This is a genomic window from Providencia sp. PROV261 (assembly GCF_028477945.1).
In the GTDB taxonomy this organism is placed as follows: Bacteria; Pseudomonadota; Gammaproteobacteria; order Enterobacterales; family Enterobacteriaceae; genus Providencia; species Providencia stuartii.
Genome location: NZ_JAMPMC010000003.1, coordinates 1 through 25,487, shown reverse-complemented (window position 1 = coordinate 25,487; position 25,487 = coordinate 1). Strand labels below are relative to the sequence as shown.

Below are 25,487 nucleotides of genomic sequence, written 5' to 3'. Positions count from 1 at the left end.
AATGTATCCCTGTTAAAAATGGCCTCAGCAAATTTCATTTGTTGAGTGTTTTGACGCGCGGAACATTGTGTCTTTTAATCGCTTTATACACAAAATAGTTTGAGGTGTCGGCAGCAAGTGTTATCGCTGTGCTTACAACTTAAAATATGGTGGGTATAGACAGAAATAGGTTATTGGATATGTTATATCACCTTGCCCGCAAGGCTCTATTCCAGTTCGACCCAGAAAAAGCCCATGAACTGACGTTTCGGCAGCTTCAATGTTTAAATAATTCCCCGCTTAAATTCCTTCTCCGCCAATCTGTTGCTACTAAACCTGTTCAATGTATGGGACTGTCTTTTAAAAATCCACTTGGCCTAGCTGCGGGTTTAGATAAAGACGGTGAATGTATTGATGCTTTTGGAGCAATGGGCTTTGGTTTTGTTGAGATTGGAACGGTGACGCCACGGCCGCAATCAGGTAATGATAAGCCTAGATTGTTTAGATTAGTGGAAGCGGAAGCACTGATTAATCGTATGGGGTTCAACAATAAAGGCGTTGATAACCTTGTTGAAAATGTCAAAAAATCAACTTACGGTGGGGTTATTGGCATTAATATCGGTAAAAATAAAGACACCCCAGTGGAACAAGGCAAGGATGACTATTTAATTTGCATGGATAAAGTTTATGCACATGCCGGTTATATTGCTATTAATATTTCATCACCAAATACGCCAGGTTTACGCACTTTGCAATATGGCGAAGCGTTGGATGATTTATTAAGTGGCATAAAAGCCAAGCAACTGGAATTACAATCGAAATATCAAAAATATGTTCCTGTTGCGGTTAAAGTTGCACCGGATCTGACCGAAGCAGAAATAATCCAAGTTACCGATAGCTTAGTTCGACATAATATTGATGGTGTGATTGCAACCAATACCACGTTAGATCGTTCTTTAGTTCAAGGTTTAAATCATTGTAATGAAGCTGGCGGTTTAAGTGGACGCCCAGTGCAACTAAAAAGCACAGAGGTTATTCGGATCATTTCTCGTGAATTAAAAGGGCAGTTACCTATTATTGGAGTGGGTGGTATAGACTCATTAACTGCTGCGAGAGAAAAAATGGACGCGGGGGCATCATTAATCCAAATTTATTCTGGTTTTATATATAATGGGCCAAAATTAATAAAAGATATTGTGAACCATATATAGTTAACTGTAAATTTACCTAAAGGGGGCTTTATTTATGCTCCCTTTTAATCTATATTGAGTTGGCTGTCTATTTTTAAATCATTTTGTTTTGCATTTTTAAGATCGAATTATTTTGAGCTAGTATCTTAAAAATATATTTATACTCTAACTCATTTGAGTTGCTTTTAGGCAGTAAGCGAATTATTCGTTTAAAAAATCCTTAGAGCAAAATAATGCAACAGCTAGGGTAATTGAGCACGACTCAATTGGCAACTTAAAGTATGGTGAGTATACCGGTAAATCGCTAAGGGATCGTTTATGATAATAAAACCCGATGATCATTGGCGTTGGTATTTTGATCATGACCATGATAGGGTGATGCTAGATCTCGCCAACGGCATGATATTTCGCTCATGTTTTCCCGCAAAAATGCTGACAGCATTCGCACGTGATGAAATGCCTTTTAGCATTGAAGATGCTGCGGAGTTTTATATATTTGATGAGCAGGCTAAAAAATTAAATCTATCTCATGAAGAACGGGCTGAATTAGTACTGAACAGTTTAGTGGCATTTCGCTTTTTAAAACCGCAAATGCCGAAAAGTTGGTATTTTTCTCCTTTTCACGATATTCAAGTACCTGCGCAAGGTCAGCTTATTCAAGTGTGTTTAGAAAATAGCCATCATATAGCGACATTTATTATTGCTGAGGCTGGTACGTCGGCAAGTTTGTGTTTATTAGCGGAGGCACAATTAGAATTGCCTGATCGTAAATTACGCTTTTGTGATCCAATTAAGATCATGAATGATCGTATGAGGCAATATAAACGCAAGTCTAATCGCTTACTGTATGAGAATGTCATTTAATTGATCGTCCATGATCTATTAATATGGATATTCTTTAATATTCGCCAATAACACCATCAATAAAATAATCGTTATTATTGAGATGATGGTGTTAGAAAATTAGCTTAAAGCTAATTTAATCGCACTTTTGGGAATGCAACTACAGGCTAAGATATAACCATCCGCTTTAATTGCGCTTTGTTTTAATGGCGTGACTTCCCCTTCAATCAACTTTATTTTGCATTGACCACAAATACCAGCACGGCAGGAATAAGGTAAAGTGATCCCTTTTGATTCCAATTGTTCAAGGATCACTTCTTGGTTATTTCCTTCATAATCATGATTTTCAAAAGTGACTGTGACCGTACTTAATGGCGTAGAAGGACTTTTCGCTTTATTATCCGTTTCTCGCTCTTTTGGGATATACTGATTAGGTTGTTTCTTTTCAAGAACCGTCACGGTATCACCCACTCGTATAATTCCAGTATTATGGATAACGACATTTTGCCCGAAATCCACATCACCACTTTCCGTGGTACGGAAGGTTTGTAGTGTTGCTAATGGTTCGCTGTGTGGATGTTTAATGCCTTTTTCAGGGCTAACAGTCGTTAGAATACAGCGGCTACATGGTCTGTCTAAGCTAAAAACGACATCGCCAATCTGAATCGTTTTCCATGTATCTTCTTCGAAAGGTTGGGCACCGGTGATAATCAAATTACCGCGAAATTGCTCAAGCTTAATGCTGGCGGGGCAACGCCTTTGTAGCTCTTGTACCGAAGCTTCATTAATTAATAAGAAGGGGTAGCCATCGGCAAACGACATAGGCACATCGGGCATGGTTTTGACGCGACGTGACAAGTGAGGACTTAACCAGCGTAGTTGAACAGGCTCATCAAAATAACGACTTAGCCAAGTATTGACTGATTCAGGCGCAATAAGTGCATGAAAATGATTGCCCCAGACTTCAGTTGGGCTCTGATTCTCATCAAAGTCCTGATACAATACCGTCACACTTTCACCATCGGGTGCTTTGAGATAAAGCCCATTATTTAACATTGCTGGTGTAAATAGTAACATCTGAGGGTATTTTCTTGCCGTGATAAATTTACCTTCCAGCGTTGTTACCATAAAATTGCGATCAAATATTAGCCCACTGGTATCGGCGTATGCATGAGACAGGCGTATCCCTCTCATTGATTTGACTGGGTGCGTATAAAGGCGTGAAAGCGTAATCATTATTTAATCCTTATAATTGTTGCTGAGCAACTTTATGACAAGTCCATAAGATTAGCTATAATGCGCAACAATTTTTCATCCAAATTGGTAAAAAATACTATGAATTCTCTGTTTGCCAGCACAGCTCGTGGCCTAGAAGAACTATTGAAATCGGAATTGGAAGCTCTGGGCGCTAGTCAGTGCCGAGTTGCACAAGGGGGCGTCTATTTTCAGGCTGATGAACGGGTGATGTATCAGAGTCTACTCTGGAGTAGGCTGGCATCCCGTATCTTATTACCATTGAATGAATTTGATGTTTATAGCGACTTAGATTTATACCTTGGTGTACAAGCTATCGATTGGACTGAGGTATTCTCAGTTGAGGACACATTTTCAGTTCACTTTAGTGGTACAAACGAAGAGATCCGCAATAGCCAATATGGTGCTTTAAAAGTTAAAGATGCCATTGTCGATTGCTTCGTACGTAAATTAGATCAGCGGCCTGATGTTGCACGCCAGCAGCCTGATATTCGTATCAATGTTTACTTGAATAAAGAGAAAGCTAGCGTAGCGCTTGATTTAAGTGGTGATGCACTTCATATCCGTGGTTATCGTGATTTGGCAGGGCAAGCGCCATTAAAAGAGACGTTAGCCGCTGCGATTATCAATCGCTCAGGCTGGCAGCAGGGCACCCCCCTTGTCGATCCTATGTGTGGCTCCGGCACACTATTGATTGAAGCGGCTATGATTGCAGCAGACAGAGCGCCTGGCTTGTACCGTGAACACTGGGGGTTCTATGCTTGGTCAAAATATAACCCTGCATTATGGCGAGAGCTGATCACGGAAGCGCAAGTGCGTTTTCGTCAAGGCCTAAAAGAGACAGCATCGCGTTTTTATGGTTTTGATATCGATAAACGAGTGCTTGATATGGCGCGCTCTAATGCACGTAGGGCGGGCGTTCAAACATTAGTGATTTTCAATCATGGCGATGCTGCTATGCTTGAAAATCCTGTTGAAACAGGCATTAAGGGAACCATTTTAAGTAACCCGCCTTATGGCGAACGTCTTGAAAGTGAGCCTGCATTGATTGCTTTACATAGCCAATTAGGGCGTATTGTGAAGGCGCGTTTCCCTGGTTGGCGTTTATCTATTTTTAGTGCCTCTCCTGAACTGTTAAGTTGCTTACAACTACGCTCTGAACGTGAATTTAAGGCCAAAAATGGCCCATTGGATTGCGTACAGAAAAATTATTTATTGGCAGAAACACCGTCGGAAACGGTCGGTGAAATCTCTCCTGATTTTGCTAATCGCTTACGTAAGAACCATAAAAAACTCAGCAAGTGGGCTAAACAGCAAGGGATTGATTGCTACCGCATCTATGATGCAGATTTGCCAGAATATAATGTGGCTATCGATGTTTATCGTGACAAAGTGGTCGTACAGGAGTATGCACCACCGAAAACGGTGGATGAACGCAAAGCGCGCCAACGTTTATTTGATGTGATCACGGCGACGATGAATGTATTGCAGCTGTCATCTAACCAGTTGGTATTAAAAACACGCCAACGTCAGAAAGGTAAACAGCAATATGAAAAACTAGCACAAAAAGAGGATTTCTTTTTAGTGCAAGAATACAACGCTAAGATGCTGGTGAACTTAACCGACTACCTTGATACGGGGCTGTTTTTAGACCACCGCATTGCTCGGCGCATGTTAGGACAAATGAGTCGTGGTGCAGATTTTCTTAATCTCTTCTGCTACACCGGCTCCGCAACAGTTCATGCAGGGCTTGGGGGCGCGAAAAGTACCACGTCAGTTGATATGTCGCGTACCTATCTTGAGTGGGCAGAGAAAAACTTACAGGCTAACGGCTTAACGGGTCGCCAACATCGCTTGATCCAAGCTGACTGCTTAAACTGGTTGGCGAATAGCCCAGAACAATTTGATTTGATCTTTATTGATCCGCCAACATTCTCAAACTCAAAGCGAATGGATGGTACTTTTGATGTACAGCGCGACCATGTTCAGTTGATCACTCACCTAAAACGCATGTTACGTCGTGGTGGTACCATCATGTTCTCTAACAATAAGCGTGGCTTTAAAATGGATATCGAAGCTCTGAATGCGTTAGGACTACAAGCAGAAGAAATTACCGCCAAAACGCGTTCAGAAGATTTTGCTCGTAATCGTCAGATTCATAACTGCTGGCTGATCCGCCATGCAGCATAAAGGATAACATCAATGGCTTTAATTAATTTATCGGGTGCATACCTTTCGTTTAGTGATGCCCCTTTATTGGATAACACGGAACTTCATATCGAAGAAAATGAGCGTGTCTGTTTAGTTGGACGCAACGGTGCGGGTAAATCGACACTCATGCGCGTCCTAACTAAAGAGCAGCCTCTTGATGATGGGCAACTGCTTTACCAACAAGATCTCGTGGTTGCTCGTTTACAGCAAGACCCACCCCGTAATATTGAAGGGACGATTTTTGACTTTGTTGCCGAAGGCGTAGCAGAGCAGGCGGAATACCTCAAAGAGTATCACCATGTTTCTAAATTGGTGGAAACCGATCCGAGTGAAAAGAATTTAAATAAATTAGCTGAATTACAAGAAGTACTAGATAGCCGTAACTTATGGCTATTGGATGCCCGTATCAGTGATGTCTTGAAAAAATTGGATTTGCCAGCGGATACTCAACTGTCATCACTGTCTGGGGGCTGGCTACGTAAAGCGGCTCTTGGTCGTGCATTAGTGAGTAATCCACAAGTCCTCTTTCTTGATGAGCCGACTAACCACTTGGATATCGAAACCATTTTATGGTTAGAAAACTTTTTGAAAGATTTCCAAGGTAGTATCGTATTTATTTCCCATGACCGCTCATTTATTCGCAATATGGCAACACGTATTGTTGATCTGGATAGAGGTAAGTTGTCGTCATGGCCGGGCAATTATGATGATTACTTGGTGGCAAAAGAAGAAGCGTTGCGTGTGGAAGAGATGCAAAATGCAGAATTTGACCGCAAGCTGGCCCAAGAAGAAGCGTGGATCAGACAAGGTATTAAAGCGAGACGTACCCGTAATGAAGGGCGTGTTCGTGCACTCAAGGCCTTGCGCGTAGAACGCTCTCAGCGCCGTGAAGTGCTGGGAAGTGCGAAAATGCAGGTTGAGGAAGCGTCTCGCTCAGGGAAAATTGTCTTTGAACTGGAAAATGTGAATTACCAAATCAATGATAAAGTACTGGTTAAAGACTTTAGTGCGCAAGTGTTACGTGGAGACAAAATCGCTTTAGTTGGGCCAAACGGCTGCGGTAAAACAACCCTGCTCAAATTGATGTTGGGTGATCTTAAAGCAGATAGTGGCAGAGTGCACTGTGGAACTAAATTAGAAGTCGCTTATTTTGATCAGCACCGCGCCGCACTCGATCCTGATAAGACGGTCATGGATAACCTTGCAGAAGGGAAGCAAGAGGTGATGGTCAATGGTAAACCACGCCACGTACTCGGTTATCTACAAGACTTTATGTTCCCGCCCAAACGCGCCATGACACCGGTACGAGCATTATCTGGTGGTGAGCGTAATCGTTTGTTACTTGCACGCTTATTTTTAAAGCCAAGCAACTTATTGATCCTCGATGAACCGACCAATGACCTTGATGTCGAAACACTAGAACTGCTTGAAGAGTTGGTCGATAGCTATCAAGGCACTGTTTTATTGGTTAGTCATGATCGTGAATTTGTTGATAATAGCGTAACAGAGTGTTGGATTTTTGAAGGTAACGGGGTGATTAACCGTTACGCTGGAGGCTATTTTGATGCCCAACAGCAAAAAGCACAAACCGTGAGCTTGAAAAATTCACAACAAAGTAAAATAGCGGAGCAAGATAAATCGCCTAAGGTAAAAGAACCTACAAAGCGAAATAATAAGATAAGCTACCATTTACTACGTGAATTAGAACAATTACCATCGAAGCTCGAACAGCTAGAAGGTGAAATTGAAGCACTTCAAGCGGCGATTGGTGATGCTGATTTCTTTAACCAGCCTCACGATATAACCGAAAAAACATTAAATACATTAGCTGAAAAGGAACAAGCGCTAGAGCAGGCGTTCGACCGCTGGCAAGAGCTTGAGCTACTGAAAAATGGCTAGTTTATCGTTCAGGAAATAAGAAGGGGCGAATCACCTTGTGCTCTCATGAGTCTCATGAACATGTGCTGTGCACACAATGCGACATGCTGGTTGCGGTACCTGAATTAGAACAGGGAACTAAAGCAACCTGCCCACGCTGTCATACAGTGTTGGTGTCAAAGTGGCGCTATCCATACAAGCAGCCGGCAGCGTATGCGTTTAGCGCATTAATTATGCTGCTCGTCGCTTGTATGTTTCCATTTGTCAAAATGAGTGCGGCTGGGATTGAAAATGAAATTTCTATATTTCAAATTATCGAGATTATTTCGACAACGCGTTACAGCAGCTTAGCCCTCTTTTTTCTGTTATTTTCATTAGTCATCCCTGCCTTTTGTATGGTGACAATCATACTATTGGGATTACAAGTGTATGTTCCAAAAAGAATCAAAGTGTGGATCAGCCGTATCCTATTTCAAATGAAATCTTGGTGTATGGCGGAAATTTTCCTCGCAGGGGTTCTGGTTAGCTTTGTAAAACTGATTGCTTATGGTGACATTGGTGTTGGGTTAAGCTTTTTGCCGTATTGTCTATTTTGCCTCTTGCAAGTTAGGGCATTTCAATGCCTTGACCGGCATTGGATGTGGAACAAAATTGAAGCAGCCCCTAAGTTAGCCCATAAATTAGAAGTAGGGCGAACTGGGATCAGCCAGAACGTAAGGCTGTGCCTAGTGTGCACGGCTATCTTACCGGCGGAACAATCCCAATGTCCGCGCTGTTACGCTCGTGGTAGCGTACGTAAGCATCAAAGTATACAGTGGACAGTTGCGCTGCTATTGACCTCGTTTTTCCTATATATTCCAGCGAATGTCTTACCGGTGATGACGACCAATATGTTGGGTAGCGATATGGACTCAACGATTATGGACGGCGTGATATTATTGTGGGGGGATGGCTCTTATCCTGTCGCATTAATTATTTTTATCGCCAGTATTATGGTGCCCTCGTTAAAAATGATAGGTATCGCGTGGTTATGTCTTGACTCTCAAGGTTATGGCAACCGAGACCCACATCGAATGCACTTTATTTATGAATTGGTGGAGTATGTGGGGCGTTGGTCAATGATCGATGTGTTTGTCATTACTATTTTGGCCGCATTGGTACAAATGGGGCAATTAATGAGTATCGTCCCTGCACAGGGCGTTATTTTCTTTGGTGTCGTTGTGATTTTAACGATGTTTGCTGCGATGACTTTCGACCCTCGATTAACATGGGATCGTTGTGAAAAGAAAAGTGCGGTAAAAGTTGTTGAACAAGAAGGAGCCATCGGGTGAGTGAACAAGAAACACCACAGGCCAATGCCAAAATCAGTAAATTGAAAAGTTGGTCACCTGTTTGGGTGATCCCTATCGTTACTGTTCTCATTGGTGCTTGGATACTATTTTATCACTTCAGCCATCAAGGCCCTGAAGTGACATTAATTACTTACAATGCAGAAGGCATTGAAGCGGGTAAAACCAAAATCAAGAGCCGTAGTGTGGATATTGGTATTGTTGAAAGCGTGACGCTGGATGACAACTTCAGTCGAGTTGTTATCAAAGCACGCTTAAATAGCGATATGAAAGATCTCCTACGTGCGGATTCTGCATTTTGGATCGTAAAGCCGACAATTGGCCGTGAAGGTGTGACAGGATTAGGCACATTGCTTTCGGGAGTTTTCATCGAATTACAACCGGGTAACTCTAAAAAGGAGCATAACGAGTTTACACTGCTTGATTCGCCGCCTTTAGCATCACCGGATGCGAAAGGGATCCGCGTTATCTTGGTGAGTGACCGCGCTGGGCAACTCAATCTAGGCGACCCTGTACTGTTTAGAGGTTACCGTGTTGGCTCAGTTGAAACCAGTAATTTCGACATGAGTAAGCGTGATATGCGCTATCAACTGTTCATCAACGCACCTTATGATAAGTTAATTAGTACGAATGTGCGCTTTTGGAAGGACAGTGGTATTGCATTTGATATGTCATCGCAAGGGATCCATGTTGAGCTTGGCTCTATTGCCACCTTGCTGACAGGAGGCGTAAGCTTTGATGTACCTGCTGGCTGGGCGCCGGGAGAAGGTGTAAAAGAAAATACAGAATTTAAACTCTTTGATAACCAAAGTAGTATTCAAAACTCTCTGTATACTGAATACCAAGATTTCGTTCTGTTCTTCTCTGACTCAGTACGTGGGCTACAGCCTGGTGCACCGGTGGAGTTCCGTGGTATTCGCCTAGGAACGGTCGCTCAAGTGCCATTCTATACCAAAGGCCTCGACCAAAAACTGGATAACGATTTCCGTATTCCTGTATTAATTCATATTGAGCCTGAGCGTTTTGCAAAAGATGTTGGTGCTGATTTTAACTTGAAAAATGAGTTGAAATTAGCGATGAAGGATGGGCTTCGTGCATCGTTAAAATCTGGGAACTTGCTAACAGGGGCACTTTTTGTTGATCTCGACTTTGTGCCTAATGTGCCTGAATATAAAGGGCCAACTGTGGTGGCTGGTTATAAAGTCATCCCAACGACGAGCGGTGGCTTAGCGCAAATTCAGCAAAAAGTGATTTCTGTGCTGGATAAAATCAATGCGATGCCGATTGAGCCTATGCTGAATCAAACGACTCAAACGTTGGCTGAAGGGCAAAAAACGATCAAAGAAGCGCAAGTTATGCTCGCTGAGCTAAATAAAGTGATGGGAAGTAAAGAGTTCCAGAAACTCCCTCAAGACTTGCAAAAAACGTTGAATGAAATGAACCGTGCGATGCAAGGGTTCCAGCCGGGGTCTCCTGCATATAATAAGATGGTCGATAATATGCAACGTTTAGATCAGGTGCTTAGGGAAGTCCAGCCACTGTTACGTACTTTGAATAATAAGAGTAATGCCTTGGTATTCGAAGCTGAGCCGTCTAAGGATCCTGTACCGAAAGGAGTGAAAAAATAATGAGATATCTGATATCGATATTTGTTTTAATGCTGGCGGCTTGTAGCAGCACCCCTGAAAAAGTGTATTACCAATTGCCGGTGAAATCGCCGGCAACACAAAGTGCGGTTGTGATGGGGCAACAAAATCAAATTTGGTTACAGCGCATCATGCTGGCGGATGTTCTGACATCAAATGGTATTACTTACCAAACGTCAGATGTCAGTTACAATAATGCTAGCTCCCATTTATGGGCTAGCCCATTAGAACAACAGTTAGGACAATCCATGGTGAGTGAATTGTCTTCTGCGTTGCCGGGGCGTTTAGTCTCATTACAACCTTTGCAGAATTCGCCGGACACATTGGATATTACGCTAACAAGTTTTAATGGCCGCTACGATGGCAAGGTATTAGTTCAAGGGTTCTGGACTTTGTCGCGTGGCAAAGAGATCATCCGTCGTAACTTCGATATACAGCTTGAACAAAAAGAAGATGGCTATCCAGAATTAGTCCGTACGCTAGCTGATGGATGGCAGCAAGTTGCGAGTGAGATTGCTAAAGAGGCCAATAAATCTTAAGTAATATTCACTATTTTCATCAATAAAGTGCATCTTACGCCGTCATTGGCTAAGGTGCATTTTTTTATAAAATTGGTTGCATATCATTCAATTATAAAATATTTCAATATAAATACATATAATAAAATTGATATTAATTTATTTAAAATCAACGAGTTGTCATAATTTGAAAATATAAATCACATTTATAGCATTTATGACATTTATATGAAATTCTTTACTTGATTTTCTAATCTGTCGGCTGTATTTCTATAGTGTACCTAAATGAGATGATCCCCTACATAGTTTGAATTGTCTGTGAGTGGCAAGGCAAGCTATCCCTAAGTATCAAGAAAGGGTCGGTGAGCGGAATCCCACTAGTGACTTAACTTAACGCTATGAAGGGCTTAGGTGCTGTTTTCTTTTCCATTTTAGACAATGAGGGAAGTAAGGCATGAAAAGACAGAAGCGAGACCGTTTAGAAAGAGCTTTATCAAGAGGTTATCAAGCAGGTATAGCAGGTCGTTCCAAAGAATTGTGCCCCTATCAATCTGTAGATGCACGATCGCACTGGTTAGGAGGCTGGCGTAAAGCCATGGAGGACAGGGCGATTCTCTCTGCATAATCAGGCAGAACAAAGCCTAACTTATTCGTTAGAGAACCTAAATAAACGGTTTTTTAATTCACTTCAAACAAATTTTAAACCTCCGCCATTGCGGAGGTTTTAGTTTTTAGCGCTTAGGTGCGGGATCAGAAAGCACTAGTGTCTTTAAATAGACCCACTTTTAGGTCATTAGCCACGTAAATGACTTTACCATCAACCAGTACTTCACCATCGGCAAGACCCATAATCAATTTACGGTTAATAACACGTTTAAAATTGATACGGTAAGTCACTTTTTTAGCCGTTGGAAGTACTTGGCCCGTGAATTTTACTTCACCAACACCAAGAGCACGACCTTTGCCTTCCCCGCCGAGCCACCCGAGGTAGAAACCAACGAGTTGCCACATGGCATCTAGGCCTAAACAGCCAGGCATAACAGGGTCATTAACAAAATGGCAGCCGAAGAACCATAAGTCTGGATTGATATCCAATTCAGCTTCGACATAGCCTTTATTGAAGGTACCACCATCTTCAGTCATGGTGATGATACGATCCATCATCAACATATTACCTGAAGGTAATGGAGGCCCATTTTCGCCAAATAATTCGCCTCTTCCAGAAGCTTCTAAATCACTTTTTGTATAGGAACTGCGTTTATCAACCATGTTCTTCTGATAGCCTTAATTAAGTTTAAGAATACAGGATAGCTTACACTTGTACGCTGAACAACTCCGATCTGATATTTTTTTATTCAACCAAGCCATTTTAGGAACCATGGAAGTTTTGGTTTTTCGGGTGAATTTGCTTGATTGATGCGTTCTTGAATTAAAGCTAACAGGTGTACGTTATCACCTTCAGCTTGCTGCTCAAAATAGGGCTGCTTAGTGAGTAATGTGATCGCTTGAGCAACATGCTCCACAGGCCAAATATGGAATTGCCCCTCTTGTACGGCATTGACAACAGCCTCTTTGACACAGAGATGGCGCACATTAGCCATTGGGATAATTACCCCTTGTTGCCCTGTTAAACCACGCTGAGCACAAATATCATAGAAGCCTTCGATTTTTTCGTTTACACCACCTATAGGCTGCACATAACCAAACTGGTCGACAGCACCGGTGACGGCGATTTGCTGATCGATAGGCTGGAGCGCTAATGCACTAATTAACGCACAAAGTTCGGCAAGAGAGGCGCTATCGCCATCAACTTCACCATAGGATTGCTCAAAAACAATCGAGGCTGAGAATGGCTGAGGCTGCTCCAATTTTAGCTCATAATTTAAATAAGCTTGCATGATCATCATGCCTTTAGCATGAATGTTGCCGCCAAGCTCGGCTTTCCGTTCAACATCGACAAATTCCCCATCACCTAAATGGGCGACACAGGTAATGCGCGAAGGCTCTCCCAGCGCTTCTGGGTGCCCAGGATAATGCAAGACGGACAATCCATTGATTTGTCCTATCACTTCGCCTTCGGTTTTGATAAAAACCTGTTCTTGCAAAATATCGTCTTGTGAACGTTCTGTCAGGAAACTATGGCGCCATAGGCGGTTTTCCACAGCCTGATTAAAGGCATTGGCGTCCATTAAGTTGCCTGACTGATAGTGAGAGGCATCCGTCAATCGGCGGGCTAGCCACTGTGTATCAAGAGGCAGATTAAATTTATCTTCACAAAACCGTGTTGCCTGAGTGATAAACGTAGGCCAACCATCAGGTGCGATTTCGGGGAGATGGTTAGCATTAATAATTGATTTTATATAGCGCATCCACAAGGCGAGTTGTTCTTCATTATCAAAGAACATTATGGGTTCATATTCCCCATAAATAGCATGTTCAAAGAGATCTGCGTGAGTGTACTCAAACTCTTCAAGCTCAAGCCGGTCACCAACAATGATTAACTTGATATCGAGTGGCTGAGGTTCAATTTCAATCGGTAATGGTTGATTATCGGAGAAAGGCAACCATTCGAATTGGCGGCGAGCTATCATATTTTGTAGCCGCTGCCACATCAGGGGTTGAGAGACCAATGATGATGCCGATAATATCAATACTCCACCATTAACGTGATGTAATAAACCCGGCACTGGATGTAATGATGGTGTGATATACCCAAACAGTTGTTCCGGCTCAATCCAATGGCGACAGGCAATATTTGCTCGGCTTGAGAAGCGCCCCTCAATTTCAGGACACCATTTGAAAGCAAGTTTATTTTCAGTGAGTTGATAATCACCATTAATGGGCGAAAATGGGGTCAGTAAAGGGCGGATCGCCTCAGCAAATGTTGCTAGATAATGCTCACTGTCGTCGGACTTGATAAACATAAATCGAGTCCGTGAATTCTCTTTGATAAAGCGCTCAATGCTATCAAATAGCCTTGGCTGGATTTCTGACAAAGAAGCAGGAGTCAGGGTATCTGAAGAAACAAAGTTTGCCTGGTAAGGCGTTAGGTCAGGTATTAGGCCTTGCCATGTTAGTTCTTGACTGATCACTATAATTTTTCTGCTATTAATATGATTATAAGTAAAATGCCTGTCGGTGAGCAGGGCGCGTATGCCTGAATTTGGTTTGGATATTTTATACTCTTTTTATTGTAGGCTGCCCCGTTATTGACGACATACATATGTACGACTCACAGACTTTAGTACATTAGTAGTGGCTCATTTTTTGAGCAATTCGCTGTACTGCAAACTATTTAGAGTATATGTTGTTTTCAGGCCAATTTATTACCCATAGGGCAAGGTTGCTATATTAGCGTTTGAGCGCCAATCTTGCAGCAATAATTGTCGTATAATCAGTTAGAATAAAGAAAATAATAGCACAACAGGCAAAGACATTGGCCATGTTAAGCCAATTAAGAGCGCACTGAGCAATCTCATAAAGATATTAGGGTCTTTAGTCAGGAGTAGTGTTATAAGCGCTGAGCACACCCCGCCTATCCCATATACGAGAAGTATGCATTCAAATGTGGACATGCTTGTTCATTAAATTGTTAATAGGTGAGCGTTGATTGTACACTATTTTGTGCCTAGTTGTTATCTTCTTTGTCAATAATAGGTCGACGGTGGTGCTTAAATTGCGTATCTTCATCTAAAATTGCTAATATAGGTCAGGTTCGATCTTCGTCAGGAAAAAATATGAAATATCAGCAGCTTGAAAATTTAGAATGTGGCTGGAAATGGGAATATCTGGTGAAGAAGTCCCGAAGTGGTGAGCCAATTACTCGGTATATCGAAAGAAGTGCCGAAAGTGAGGCTATCGCGCTATTGCTCAAAATGGAAAACCAGCCCACAGAGGTTTTAAAATGGATCGCTTTGCATATGAATCCACAATTGGATAACCGTATGAAGCAAAGCATTCGAGCAAGACGTAAACGTCATTTCAATGCTGAGCATCCCCATACCAGAAAAAAATCTATCGACCTTAACTTTTCTGTTTGGCAGCGTTTATCTAACCTTGCAGTGAAACGCAATAAAACATTATCAGAGACGATCATTCAGTTGATCGAAGATGCCGAGCATAAAGATAAGTATGAGAGCCAAATGAGTTCGTTAAAGCAAGACCTACAGGCGATTCTAGGGAATTCAAGTACCAAGAAATAGGGGAGACGATTATCTCAAGTTGCCCGTTGATCAACCACGATCGTTTTATTCCCAACGAAATGCTTTGTAACCTGCCATTATTTTTTCGACCACGATTGATTTAATCGTAACAATGACAGATTGTGTTTAGTGACCTGATGATTTTTAGCATAAAAAAAAACCCCATCGAAATGGGGTTTTTTGTATTCAGTTCGAAATTCGAACGAGGGGCTAAGAATTAAGCACCTGGTTGAGTGACAACTTCAGTTGTACCTTGAATTTCGATTTCAACGCGACGGTCTGGAGCCAGACACTCGATCAGAGCTGCACGGCCTTTAACGTTGTCACATTTGTTACCAGTTACTGGATCTTCTTTACCACGACCTTCAGCAGCGATTGCGCTTGCTGGAACGCCTTTAGCAACTAAGTAATCAACAACTGACTGAGCACGTTTTTGTGACAGTGGCAGGTTGTAGTTTTGTGAACCGATACGGTCTGTGAAACCAACTACCAGTACGCGACCTTGAGTTGGGTCGATGCTGCTCAGTTCGTTATACAGTTCGTTCAGTGCTTGCTGACCTTCTGGTTTCAGAGTTGCTTTGTTGAAGTTGAACAGAACGTCTGAACGCAGAGTGAAACGCTTGTTCTCAACAACTGGCGCTGGCTCAACAACTGGAGCTGGCTCAACAACTGGTGCTGCTTCTTGGTTGAAGCGGTATGCCAGACCAACGCTCAGCATGCCGTTGTCAGGACGTACGCCCAGGTTGTCGTTATCACCGATGTTGCTAACCCATTGGTAATCTAAACGAGTTGCCCAGTTTGGAGTGATTGCATATTCAACACCCAGTGCGTATACAGGAGAAACACCAGTATCGTTTTCTTTGTAACGCTCTTCACCTGTTTGGTGTGCTTTAACATCAGTACGCCATACCATACCACCTAAACGAGTGTAAACGTCTAAGTCGTCCATTACTGGATAGCTCAGTTTGGTAGTCAGAGAAACACCCATTGATTTCAGGTCGCCGTTGTTACCAGCACCTTTGTATTTCATTTTACCAAACCAGTCATAACCAAGCTCGAAGCCCATGTACTGGTTGTATTGGTAACCTGCGTATGCACCAGCACCGAAAGTATCACGGTCAGTACTTTTACCTACAGTGTTTTCACGATCAACTGGAGTGAAGCTGGTATCTTCATAGTGAGACCAACCCAGTTTAGCACCGGTATACCAAGTGTTGTCTTTTGGAGCTGCCTGCGCAACAGTTGCGAAAGCTGCTACTGCCACTGCTACTGCGATAGCTGTCTTTTTCATTTTTTACGCCTCGTTATCATCCAATATAGGCATGGCTTCAAAGAGCCTTATTATTCGCCATTGGTTTAAAATACTTGCTAGGTTTCGCTGACATTATCTACAAAAATTTATAAAAAGTAAAAAATAATGCCATAACCTTAACAAGCTAAAGTCTACAACGAACTAAAAAAGATACAAGTAGAGCAAGCAAAAATCATGGTAAAAAAACATTTTTTAGCGGATAAATCAGAGAGATAAACGTAATCCTATTTTGAGTTGATTATTATCTATCACATTGATCTCAATTATTTTTTCGGTATTTTCTGAGTCTGAGATATCCGAATGTCAAATTTACTAAGAATATTCTTAATCTTGGCTAGTGATAATAGTTAGAGTGAATTTTTAGGTTATTTTGCTGTCCAGAATGGATACTTGCGATATTATGTGTTTTTTGAGGGCGCATAATAAAGCCGATAGAATGTCCTTCTTGTGCTGCCGTTTGTAAGCGAGCAAAGTCCTGTTTATTTAATTCCGGTAGCCAACCTAAAACAACACTATAATTACCACTTCTTAATGCCTTTTCCATCGCATCTATCGTCGTTATCGACGCCATATTGCTGAGTTGCATAATTTTGTTAATAGGCAAGCCTGATTGCATTAACCAGTGACGACTTAACTTTTTATTGGGGCTTAGCCAAAGCAGCCAACGAGATTGCGCCCCGAACTGACGCAACATCGGCAGTAGAATGTAATCCATAATAGGATGTTTTTCATCGTAAACCAGCTCACTCACCATGCCTTGTTGCATCGAGCCATCAATAGGCGGTGTTGAAGGCATTGCTTGTGTGCTGTGGTTAACAGAATGTTCAGTTGCCTTGTTCCAAGAATAAATAGCCATAGTTCACCTCGCAATCAAACTGTATGCATATACAGTAACTGTATATTTATCCAATATCAAGACTATTTTTTCAAAGCGCTTCGCAACTTTGTTGTTTTTATCTGCAATATTCTTGGAGTTTTTAGCGGATCCTCTCAGAATGTACTTCTGCTAATTGTTTGTAAAATTAAGGTATTTATAGTTTCACACACAAGGATGGAAGTAGATGAATGCTCATAAGGAGTTTGGGTGTATGTCTTTAACGGAAAAAAATGATTCTCGATTAGATCAGCTGTTAAAAGGTTTTGGTGAATTTAAAAAGAAAAACTATTTTGGCGGCTATTGTTTGATTGTTGATAACGTTATTGTTGGCTTAGCGCTTGATGGGCTCTTATATTTACGTGGCTGCCTTTTTGCAAGGAGCTACTTTGAATCAATTGAACTTGAACGGTTAGTTTTCAGTAAAAAAGGGATCCCACTAGAGCTGCGCTATTATCAGTTACCTCAGCAGATTTGGGAGAATGAAGCGCTTTTATTGCACTGCATTGATTTAGCCTATCGTTCAGCTATTGAAGAGCGGCAGCAAAAGCAGTCTGCCGTCACTCGGATAAAAGATTTACCTAATATGAATATGTCGGTTGAAAGGGCATTAGGGAAAATAGGTATTCATAAAGCCGACGATTTACGTGAAATAGGCGCGAAAGCGTGTTTTTTGAAGTTAAAACAGCTTGGTCGTTTTTCCCCTAGTATCAAATTATTAATTGGGTTGGCTGGTGCAATCGAAGGTTATCACAGTGCTGTGCTGCCGACACAAATTAAACAAGAGTTGATTAATTGGTACAACAGCGTTGGTTGAACCGTATTAGGCTAAAGGTCGCACAAGCGGGTGTAACGATTAACGCTGTATTTTGACACCCGCTCATCAGTTTGATTTATCCGCTATATGGCTGAATAATGGCCATTTGCAAGAGGCGAAGTAACGGGAATATTAATTTGTTTGATCATGGATTTTATTTCAGGGATCAGTTCAAGCAGCAGCCTTGTTTGTTCCATAATAAGGACCGTCTTTTCATCATCGCTGGTCGATATGCTATCTATGCGATGAGTGATACTCTCTCGTAGACGTTCTGATTTCTCATCCATTAAGGTATCTAGGCTCATGACTTGTAATGATGTTTCTACATAACAGATAGCATCACTCAAAATAATCAGGTTTTCCTCATTTTGCATTTGCTCTCGGTGCGCACCCAATGCTGAAATATAACTCAGTAAGGTGTGGTTGAGGCAGAGGAGCCTAAAGGCTTGCTCTTGAGTGACTTTATACGATTTAGGATCGGATGCCATATTGGAAACGATAGAAGCAAACTCAGCATCATTATTGTGGGCATCGCGGCGTGCAACACGGTATTCCAGACTGTTATCTTTACCTTGGTAATATTGCTGTAAAATCGCATCTAAATAGCGGCAGTTACTGTTCATGGTTTTTTGCACAACCTGCGGTAATTGGCGGAATTTCCAATCAGGCCATATAAAGCTAACAGCAAGGAAGGCTATAAAACAACCAACTAGCGTATCAATGACCCGAGGGAGAGCAACTTCAAATCCTTCCCCTAGCAGGTTGAAACAAAATAGAACGAGCAGAGTAATAAATAGTGTCGCTTGCGCATATTGGCTACTGCGGAAAACAAAAAACAGTAACCCAGAGATAACAATTAAGGTGAGCTGCCCTTCCATAGAAGGAACAAATTTTAATAGCGGCAAGCCAACGAGGATCCCAATCAGTGTGCCAATAATACGGAGTGCGAGCCGCCGTTTTGTTGCGCTATAGTTAGGCTGACAAACGAACAAGCTAGTCAATAAAATCCAATATCCTCTTTCTAAATCAAATAATTGGATGATGAGATAGCCTGTACATAATAAGAGAGACATCCTAACTGCATGGCGGAACAGGGCGGATTGCGGCGTTAAATGGTGCTTGAAGCGCGCGATGATATCACTGATGCCTGAAGGTGACTCATCTGAGAGTTGTTCAAATTGTTTATTATTCTGTTGGCGTGAACCTTGTTCGAGGCCAAGCCCTCTCAGTTGGACATCAATCCCTTTTAGATTTTTGAGTAGATTATACAGCGCCTTAATTTCATGAATTGCAGGTGACTGTTGTTTTAGCAGTTGCAGTGAGTTTTCAAGGTAAGCAAAAGTACCTTCAAAGCGCGGGTTATGTTGGTACTGCTTACGCCACAAAACAGATTGTGCTACCTGTTGGCAAGCCCGCGCTTGCATGCTAAGTAGTCGTTGGAAACGAAAGAGAATATCGCTATGGCGTAGCGTACGACTCAGTTGCTGATATTGTATGTGTGATGAGCTCGCCCGTTCATGGATATCTTGTGCAACGAAATAATATTGTAGGGTATTACGTGTTCCTTTCTGGCCTCTATCGCCTTTGAGCCGACTGAGCAGCGCAATTTTAGCCTGATTCATCGTACTGACTAAGGTGCTATTGACTAAGGCTAAATCATAGACTGACTGTTGGTAGTCATCTTCAAGATCAGGGTCGAATAAGTTGGCCTTTGCATCGAGGTAGGAGGCTAACTGTTGATAACATTGAGTGATCGCATCTTGTAAAGGCCGAACAGGGAAAAGAATGTGGCCGATCAACGTAAGAAGGTTATACCAAATAGCCCCAATAAGTAATAGGGTGGGTTGTTGGTACCAAGTATCAAATATTGGCACCCCAAGCATGGTATAGATGGCTATCAATAACGCACCAAATGCAATAGTGGCGTAGCGTTGACCTAGCGCCCCTAAGAGAATAAACCCACAGGTCGAGAGTGCCAACCCAAAAAAGAACAGAACGGGATGCGGGAACAGTAACTCAATCGAAACTGAGGCAATAAAAAAACAAAGTAGGGTGATAGCTAGGTTTTTTAATCGGCCAGTCAACCTATCATCTAGGTCGGTCAAGGCGGCCGCTACCATACCTAATGTCAGAGGGATTGTGACTTTAGGCTCTTGCCCCAATAACCAAGGGATCAGTGTCGTCCCTGTCAGGGCGATTAAGATTCGGATATAATATAGAGCATGACTGTTATATAAAACACGACGATAACTGGTAAGCAGCGTTAACACAAAGTACCTCAGAGGCGAACATTTCGTAGTCTATACTCGTTATATTTTAAGTTGCCTAGCTGTTACGTGTTGAAGTGCTCAAGGTTTATAGGCTCCTTGGGCGTCTTTTCGACGAATAAACAAGCAGTTTAACCTGCCGCCTAGATACAACTCGAATATTTAGAGTCTATATAGGATAGCGTGTTTGTAAGTAATAAAAAACTGTCTGGAATCAAGCAGCCGTTATTTTCATGATTGAACTACTCAGGTGCAGGATGTATGGAACTGAAATCAACACAGATTGGGCAGCGCCTGGCTCAGCATCCCTATAATCGGGTTCGCTTATTAAATGCTGGCATTGAGGTGAGTGGTGAAAAACATCAATATCTTATCCCTTTTAACCAATTAATTGATATTCATTGCAAAAGGGGAATTGTTTGGGGGGAGTTAGAGTTTGAACTAGCTGATGAGCAAGTTGTTCGTTTGCATGGAACCGAATGGAAGCAAACGCAACGCTTTTATCACTATTTAAATGATAAATGGCAACAATGGAGCATTGAAATGAGTGAGGTCAGTGCTCAAGTGCTTGTCGCCCTCGCAAAAGGAATACAGCAGCAAACTCAGCAGGATAATTGGTTTAGCTTGCGTGAATTAAACACCTTTCGTAAAAAGATCAGCGAGCAATTTTCCTCCCTTCCTCTGCCGTTAGCGCGAGTCAGTCAATTTGAAAACTGTGCTGCCCCTTATCACTACTGTTTGCAATGGCTCAATGATGGAGAACGTTGTCGGCAACAGGTTAACCAACAATGGAGTGAATCAATCCTGTCACGCTATAGTGATTTTTTCCAACATGTTGAAACCTCCCCGTTAAACTCAAGCCAAGCACTCTCCGTCATTAATGGAGAAGATAACGTTTTAGTACTTGCTGGGGCGGGGAGTGGGAAAACGTCAGTATTAGTCGCGAGAGCCGGCTGGCTTCTTTTAAGAAAGCTCGCTAAGGCTGAGCAAATCTTATTATTAGCGTTTGGTCGTAAAGCGGCGCAAGAAATGAATGAACGTATCCAAGAGCGTTTGCAGCAGGAGGATATTGAAGCCAAAACATTTCATGCGCTAGCGCTCTATATCATTCGTGAAGGAAGCAATAAATCACCTGCTATCAGTGAATTCGAAACTGACTCTCAAAAACGCGGTGAATTGTTATTGAATGAATGGCGTACACAGTGCAGTACGAAAAAAGCGCAAGCGAAAGGCTGGCGTGAGTGGCTAACTGAGGAGCTACAGTGGGATGTGCCGGAAGGTGAATTCTGGAAAGATGAAAAAATCAGTAAAAAGATAGTAAGTCGCTTAGAGCGCTGGTTAAGTTTAATGCGTATGCATGGCGGTAGCCAGAAAGAGATGATCGAATCTGCCGACGAGCAGTTTAGAGATCTGTTTCAAAAACGCCTTCGTCTCATGTCACCTTTATTAAAGGCTTGGAAAACTGCTCTAAAAGATGAAGGGGCTATCGATTTCTCTGGGTTGATCCATCAAGCTGTTAATTTATTAGAGAAAGGGCGTTTTATTAGCCCTTGGAAACACATATTGGTCGATGAATTTCAAGATATTTCGCCGTTAAGAGCAAAACTGCTACAGGCATTGCGTCAACAGAATAAACAAACGTCACTCTTTGCTGTTGGTGATGATTGGCAGGCTATATATCGTTTTAGCGGGGCAGAGCTTGACCTGACAACCTCTTTTGAACACAATTTTGGCGAAGGAGCGCTGTGCGCATTAGACACCACTTATCGGTTTAATCAGCGCATTGGTGAAATTGCGAATCACTTTATATTGCAAAATCCGACGCAGCTCGATAAACCACTTAATAGCCTCGTTAAAGGCAATAAAAAGTCAGTCGTTTTGCTTTATGAAAATGCACTGGAGCGTTTATTCGATAAGATGAGTGGTTATGTCACGGAAAATGAAACTATTTTATGTTTAGCACGTTATCACTATCTGCGACCAGAAATCTTAAATAAAGCGCAAACACGCTGGCCAAAGCTTAAGATTGAGTTTATGACCATTCATGCCTCTAAAGGGAAGCAAGCCGATCATGTCATTATTTGTGGGCTGAACAGTGGGAAGGATGGATTCCCAGCGGCGGCACGCGAATCCATTATGGAACAAGTGTTACTCCCTAAACATGAGGAGTTTGAGCACGCAGAAGAGAGGCGGCTGTTATATGTGGCAATGACGCGTGCAAAACAGCAAGTATGGCTACTGTATAACCCCGATGAACCATCAGAGTTCGTTAGTGAATTAAAACAGTTAGGTGTGCCTAGACAGAAAAAACCTTAAATAGCAAAGAGCCGGATAAACTATCCGGCTCTTGAAGGCTTATTTTGTGCGTTCTTGTAAGTACTGCTGGTAATCAGGGATCACTATATCAATTGCACCATTAAAATAGGGTGACGTAATAATAAAGTCTGCTGTTGCTGGATTAGTGGCTACAGGGATATTCCAAACAGCCGCTAAACGTAATAAGGCTTTCACGTCTGGATCATGAGGAACGGCATTCAGAGGGTCCCAGAAAAAGATCAAAACATCGATTTTTTGTTCGGAGATCATCGCTCCTATTTGTTGGTCACCGCCCATAGGGCCGCTAAGCATACCAGTAACATGAAGCCCTGTATGGTGACTAATCAGTTTCGCTGTGGTACCCGTTCCAAACAGTTGGTGGGATTTAAGTTGTTCGCTATTCTTTGTTGCCCAAGCTAATAATGAAGATTTACAGTGGTCATGGGCAACGAGTGCTATATTTTTAGTGTTTTTTATTGTACGAGTAGTTGATTCCATGATGTTCCCTTAAAGGTGGCGTGGTATCACGCTAAGCATATTAATAATGACGTGTTTGTCGCGATCTGCTGGTTTTTATCGCAATAATGAGAGAAAGACTATCTCATAACTTTCTGGGGTAATTGAAAACATAATCCATGTTTTCTCTCATCTTGCCAGCAACATCAACGTGGTACTCATAGTAGAAAAATTGAGTTAGCACACACTACAACATATATCATATTGTAGATTAATAGTTTACTGATTTAGGGAGTTATTTTGATGACTAACCAAGAAATTGCTGAAATATTACGTAGTGTCAATACGATCGCCTTAGTTGGCGCAAGTGATAAAAAAGGTCGTCCAAGTTATGAAGTGATGGAGTACTTATTAGAGCAAGGATATACCATAATCCCTGTCAGCCCTAAATTAGCAGGGCAAATGCTATTAGGGCAAAAAGTCTACGCAAAATTAGCGGATATTCCTCAACCAATAGATATGGTGGATGTATTTCGTAATGCTGAAGCCGCGGTGGGGATCGCACAGGAAGCCGTTGCGATTAAAGCCAAAGTACTGTGGCTACAAAAGGGGGTTATTAGTGAAGATGCGAAAAACATCGCACTTGCTGCGGGCATGAAATTTGTTATGGATAGATGCCCAAAACAAGAAATCCCTTTATTAGGTTTAGAAAAGTAAGCATGACAATACAGTAAAGCAGCGTTGGGCTGCTTTACTGTTGGATACAAGTTAATAATTTTATAAACAACTAGTTACGTAGGCGCGGTGCCTGTAATTGTGAGCGAATAGACTCTGCCAATTCGTCCATGGAAGGTTGCTCTGGATGGTCATCAGCGGTTTCATAAGTAATTTGCGCTTCAGCCAAATAAGTATGAATAGCTTCGCCGTTGTCATCTTCCATAACAACATGGTACCAAGGCAGATCACGTAATGTGCTGTTTGAAGCAATATCATCATCGTGTGGTTGTTCGAGCGAATATTCGGCATCGACGTCGACCACAACGCCTAGGTAGCCGAGTAGTTTATGTCTAACTTGTTGCCCGATCCCATATTTACTGGTGATCATCATAGCCACCTCCTAAAAGCCTTGCTTATGCTATAACTTTATATTGGGGCAGTGTTCCGCGTTTTCAAGCCAATGTATGGACAATTACTCATAACGCAATACACTGTCTTATATGCAACATTGAAAAGCAGTGCCTCAATTCCAGATTATATGTTCGATGAATAAAAGACAACTGTAATAAATCGTATTTTAGTAAATAATGCACTGATAATGGGGGCCAAAATGACAACATCAACCGGACGTTTGTTTTATATCTATGGTCGCGTACAAGGAGTTGGTTTTCGTTACCAAACGTATCATTGGGCGAATCAAAATGGCATAAAAGGGTATGTCTATAATCGCGAAGATGGCAGTGTAGCACTGGGTATCTATGGTTCAGACCAAGATATCCGTTTTGTCGAAGAATGGCTCAATGCAGGTGGCCCTCCAGGAGCAAAGATTGATCACTATTTTAGTGAAAATTGGCACACTGAAAAAATAGCGGATTTTTCGGTCCGCTATTAATTGGCTAGCCATTTAAATACATTTCACGGGCTTTGGCAGGCCGGCAAGTTTTGTTGCTTGCTTTGCTGGGCCTTTAGGGAATAGTCGATATAAGTAGCGGCTATTTCCTTTATCTTCCCCAAATTGCTGTGAAACGGCTTTCACGAGCATACGGATGGCAGGAGATGTATTAAATTCCAAGTAGAATGCGCGAACAAAGCGAATGATTTCAAGATGCTCTTCTGTCAAAGTGATATTTTCTTGCTCTGCGAGAAGAGGAATAAGATCTTCGCTCCATTGTTGGCTATCGATAAGGTAACCCTGAGGGTCAGTCTCAATTTCTTGGCCGTTAAAAAGCAACATACAGATTTCAACCTAAACAAAAACAGAGTGCAAATTTAGCAAAAAATAGGCGATAACCCAAGCGACCTGTTGGAAATGTTGATAATTTAGCCCATTAACACATTAAGTGCTTATTTTTATAGCAATTGATAAAATAGGGGGTTTACATCGAAAGCGCAGATGTTTATAGTGCACGTCATTGCGGAGGGGTGGCCGAGCGGCTGAAGGCAGCGGTCTTGAAAACCGCCGATGGGAAACCATCCGAGAGTTCGAATCTCTCCTCCTCCGCCATCTTCACTTCCAATCACGTCTATTAAAGTCTCCTAACCTCAGTTAAATCAAGCGTTCCAGCGAAATCTCACTCTACCGAAGTCTACTAACATAGCGTTTATCCTCAAACACAAATTCAGCTCTGCATCATTCATATGGTGCGTAACAGCTTAAA

23 protein-coding genes and 1 tRNA gene are annotated in these 25,487 nt (G+C 42.0%); 14 read left to right on the top strand and 10 right to left on the bottom strand.

Annotation, left to right across the window (positions count from 1 at the left end; translation table 11 throughout):
- The first annotated feature begins 179 nt into the window (after positions 1-179).
- Together pyrD and PR675_RS00610 are read left to right on the top strand one after the other, a co-directional pair.
- Positions 180-1,190 (top strand): quinone-dependent dihydroorotate dehydrogenase, encoded by a 1,011-nt coding sequence (gene pyrD, locus PR675_RS00615; RefSeq protein ID WP_014657940.1) that lies wholly within the window; start codon positions 180-182, stop codon positions 1,188-1,190.
- Positions 1,191-1,487: 297 nt separating this feature from the next.
- Entirely contained in the window at positions 1,488-2,033 is a 546-nt protein-coding gene (locus PR675_RS00610) for a cell division protein ZapC (RefSeq protein WP_004918182.1), read from the top strand.
- Between the two features lie 99 nt (positions 2,034-2,132).
- Here the strand turns inward: PR675_RS00610 and PR675_RS00605 are convergent, their stop codons facing one another.
- Positions 2,133-3,248, bottom strand: a complete 1,116-nt coding sequence (locus PR675_RS00605; protein WP_040132970.1) for a YcbX family protein — start codon at positions 3,246-3,248, stop codon at positions 2,133-2,135.
- Between the two features lie 99 nt (positions 3,249-3,347).
- Here PR675_RS00605 and rlmKL point away from each other — a divergent pair, with 99 nt between their 5' ends.
- The 6 genes from rlmKL to rmf all read left to right on the top strand — a co-directional run bounded on the left by rlmKL (position 3,348) and on the right by rmf (position 11,493).
- On the top strand, positions 3,348-5,456 hold the full coding sequence (rlmKL, locus tag PR675_RS00600; RefSeq protein WP_060560733.1) for a bifunctional 23S rRNA (guanine(2069)-N(7))-methyltransferase RlmK/23S rRNA (guanine(2445)-N(2))-methyltransferase RlmL: 2,109 nt from the start codon (positions 3,348-3,350) through the stop codon (positions 5,454-5,456).
- 12 nt (positions 5,457-5,468) lie between these two features.
- A complete protein-coding gene (locus PR675_RS00595; RefSeq protein WP_004918188.1) occupies positions 5,469-7,376 on the top strand; it encodes an ABC transporter ATP-binding protein in 1,908 nt (635 codons plus the stop codon).
- 35 nt (positions 7,377-7,411) lie between these two features.
- Entirely contained in the window at positions 7,412-8,686 is a 1,275-nt protein-coding gene (gene pqiA / locus PR675_RS00590) for a membrane integrity-associated transporter subunit PqiA (RefSeq protein ID WP_071599643.1), read from the top strand.
- Entirely contained in the window at positions 8,683-10,332 is a 1,650-nt protein-coding gene (gene pqiB, locus PR675_RS00585; RefSeq protein ID WP_272582649.1) for an intermembrane transport protein PqiB, read from the top strand. Before pqiA ends, pqiB begins: the two co-directional genes overlap by 4 nt.
- Positions 10,332-10,889 (top strand): membrane integrity-associated transporter subunit PqiC, encoded by a 558-nt coding sequence (pqiC, locus tag PR675_RS00580; RefSeq protein WP_004918199.1) that lies wholly within the window; start codon positions 10,332-10,334, stop codon positions 10,887-10,889. Before pqiB ends, pqiC begins: the two co-directional genes overlap by 1 nt.
- Before the next feature lie 433 nt (positions 10,890-11,322).
- Entirely contained in the window at positions 11,323-11,493 is a 171-nt protein-coding gene (rmf, locus tag PR675_RS00575) for a ribosome modulation factor (RefSeq protein ID WP_014657943.1), read from the top strand.
- 125 nt (positions 11,494-11,618) lie between these two features.
- Here the strand turns inward: rmf and fabA are convergent, their stop codons facing one another.
- From fabA to PR675_RS00560, 3 genes are all read right to left on the bottom strand, one after another.
- The gene (fabA, locus tag PR675_RS00570; protein ID WP_004918201.1) at positions 11,619-12,137 is read right to left on the bottom strand and encodes a bifunctional 3-hydroxydecanoyl-ACP dehydratase/trans-2-decenoyl-ACP isomerase; all 519 of its coding nucleotides are present in this window, start codon (positions 12,135-12,137) and stop codon (positions 11,619-11,621) included.
- An 86-nt stretch (positions 12,138-12,223) separates the two neighbouring features.
- Entirely contained in the window at positions 12,224-13,960 is a 1,737-nt protein-coding gene (locus tag PR675_RS00565) for an AAA family ATPase (protein ID WP_036943637.1), read from the bottom strand.
- Between the two features lie 306 nt (positions 13,961-14,266).
- Positions 14,267-14,443: a GhoT/OrtT family toxin gene (locus tag PR675_RS00560; protein WP_014657945.1), complete on the bottom strand. Its 177-nt coding sequence runs from the start codon at positions 14,441-14,443 to the stop codon at positions 14,267-14,269.
- Between the two features lie 162 nt (positions 14,444-14,605).
- Between PR675_RS00560 and matP the strand changes: the two genes are divergently transcribed.
- Positions 14,606-15,070, top strand: a complete 465-nt coding sequence (gene matP / locus PR675_RS00555) for a macrodomain Ter protein MatP (protein WP_004918208.1) — start codon at positions 14,606-14,608, stop codon at positions 15,068-15,070.
- Between the two features lie 217 nt (positions 15,071-15,287).
- Here the strand turns inward: matP and ompA are convergent, their stop codons facing one another.
- Positions 15,288-16,361: a porin OmpA gene (gene ompA / locus PR675_RS00550; protein WP_014657946.1), complete on the bottom strand. Its 1,074-nt coding sequence runs from the start codon at positions 16,359-16,361 to the stop codon at positions 15,288-15,290.
- 355 nt (positions 16,362-16,716) lie between these two features.
- Positions 16,717-17,238: an SOS-induced cell division inhibitor SulA gene (sulA, locus tag PR675_RS00545; RefSeq protein WP_014657947.1), complete on the bottom strand. Its 522-nt coding sequence runs from the start codon at positions 17,236-17,238 to the stop codon at positions 16,717-16,719.
- 232 nt (positions 17,239-17,470) lie between these two features.
- On the opposite strand from sulA, the gene PR675_RS00540 reads away from it, so the two are divergent.
- The gene (locus PR675_RS00540) at positions 17,471-18,073 is read left to right on the top strand and encodes a TfoX/Sxy family DNA transformation protein (RefSeq protein WP_225829639.1); all 603 of its coding nucleotides are present in this window, start codon (positions 17,471-17,473) and stop codon (positions 18,071-18,073) included.
- 83 nt (positions 18,074-18,156) lie between these two features.
- Here the strand turns inward: PR675_RS00540 and yccS are convergent, their stop codons facing one another.
- The gene (gene yccS / locus PR675_RS00535) at positions 18,157-20,343 is read right to left on the bottom strand and encodes a YccS family putative transporter (protein WP_272582648.1); all 2,187 of its coding nucleotides are present in this window, start codon (positions 20,341-20,343) and stop codon (positions 18,157-18,159) included.
- Positions 20,344-20,601: 258 nt separating this feature from the next.
- Between yccS and helD the strand changes: the two genes are divergently transcribed.
- Positions 20,602-22,656, top strand: a complete 2,055-nt coding sequence (helD, locus tag PR675_RS00530) for a DNA helicase IV (RefSeq protein WP_060560706.1) — start codon at positions 20,602-20,604, stop codon at positions 22,654-22,656.
- A 39-nt stretch (positions 22,657-22,695) separates the two neighbouring features.
- On the opposite strand, the gene PR675_RS00525 is transcribed toward helD, so the two are convergent.
- Entirely contained in the window at positions 22,696-23,154 is a 459-nt protein-coding gene (locus PR675_RS00525) for a methylglyoxal synthase (RefSeq protein WP_014657950.1), read from the bottom strand.
- Positions 23,155-23,415: 261 nt separating this feature from the next.
- Between PR675_RS00525 and PR675_RS00520 the strand changes: the two genes are divergently transcribed.
- On the top strand, positions 23,416-23,829 hold the full coding sequence (locus PR675_RS00520; protein ID WP_060560707.1) for a CoA-binding protein: 414 nt from the start codon (positions 23,416-23,418) through the stop codon (positions 23,827-23,829).
- Positions 23,830-23,899: 70 nt separating this feature from the next.
- Here the strand turns inward: PR675_RS00520 and hspQ are convergent, their stop codons facing one another.
- A complete protein-coding gene (gene hspQ / locus PR675_RS00515) occupies positions 23,900-24,220 on the bottom strand; it encodes a heat shock protein HspQ (RefSeq protein ID WP_004918224.1) in 321 nt (106 codons plus the stop codon).
- A gap of 219 nt (positions 24,221-24,439) precedes the next feature.
- Between hspQ and PR675_RS00510 the strand changes: the two genes are divergently transcribed.
- Positions 24,440-24,721 carry an acylphosphatase gene (locus PR675_RS00510; protein WP_223854711.1) on the top strand — a complete coding sequence of 94 codons (282 nt, stop codon included), beginning with the start codon at positions 24,440-24,442 and terminating at the stop codon, positions 24,719-24,721.
- Positions 24,722-24,733: 12 nt separating this feature from the next.
- Here the strand turns inward: PR675_RS00510 and PR675_RS00505 are convergent, their stop codons facing one another.
- Positions 24,734-25,063, bottom strand: coding sequence for a TusE/DsrC/DsvC family sulfur relay protein (locus PR675_RS00505; protein ID WP_004918228.1), 330 nt, complete (start codon positions 25,061-25,063; stop codon positions 24,734-24,736).
- Positions 25,064-25,245: 182 nt separating this feature from the next.
- On the opposite strand from PR675_RS00505, the gene PR675_RS00500 reads away from it, so the two are divergent.
- Positions 25,246-25,333 (top strand) — tRNA-Ser (locus PR675_RS00500).
- Positions 25,334-25,487: the final 154 nt, after the last annotated feature.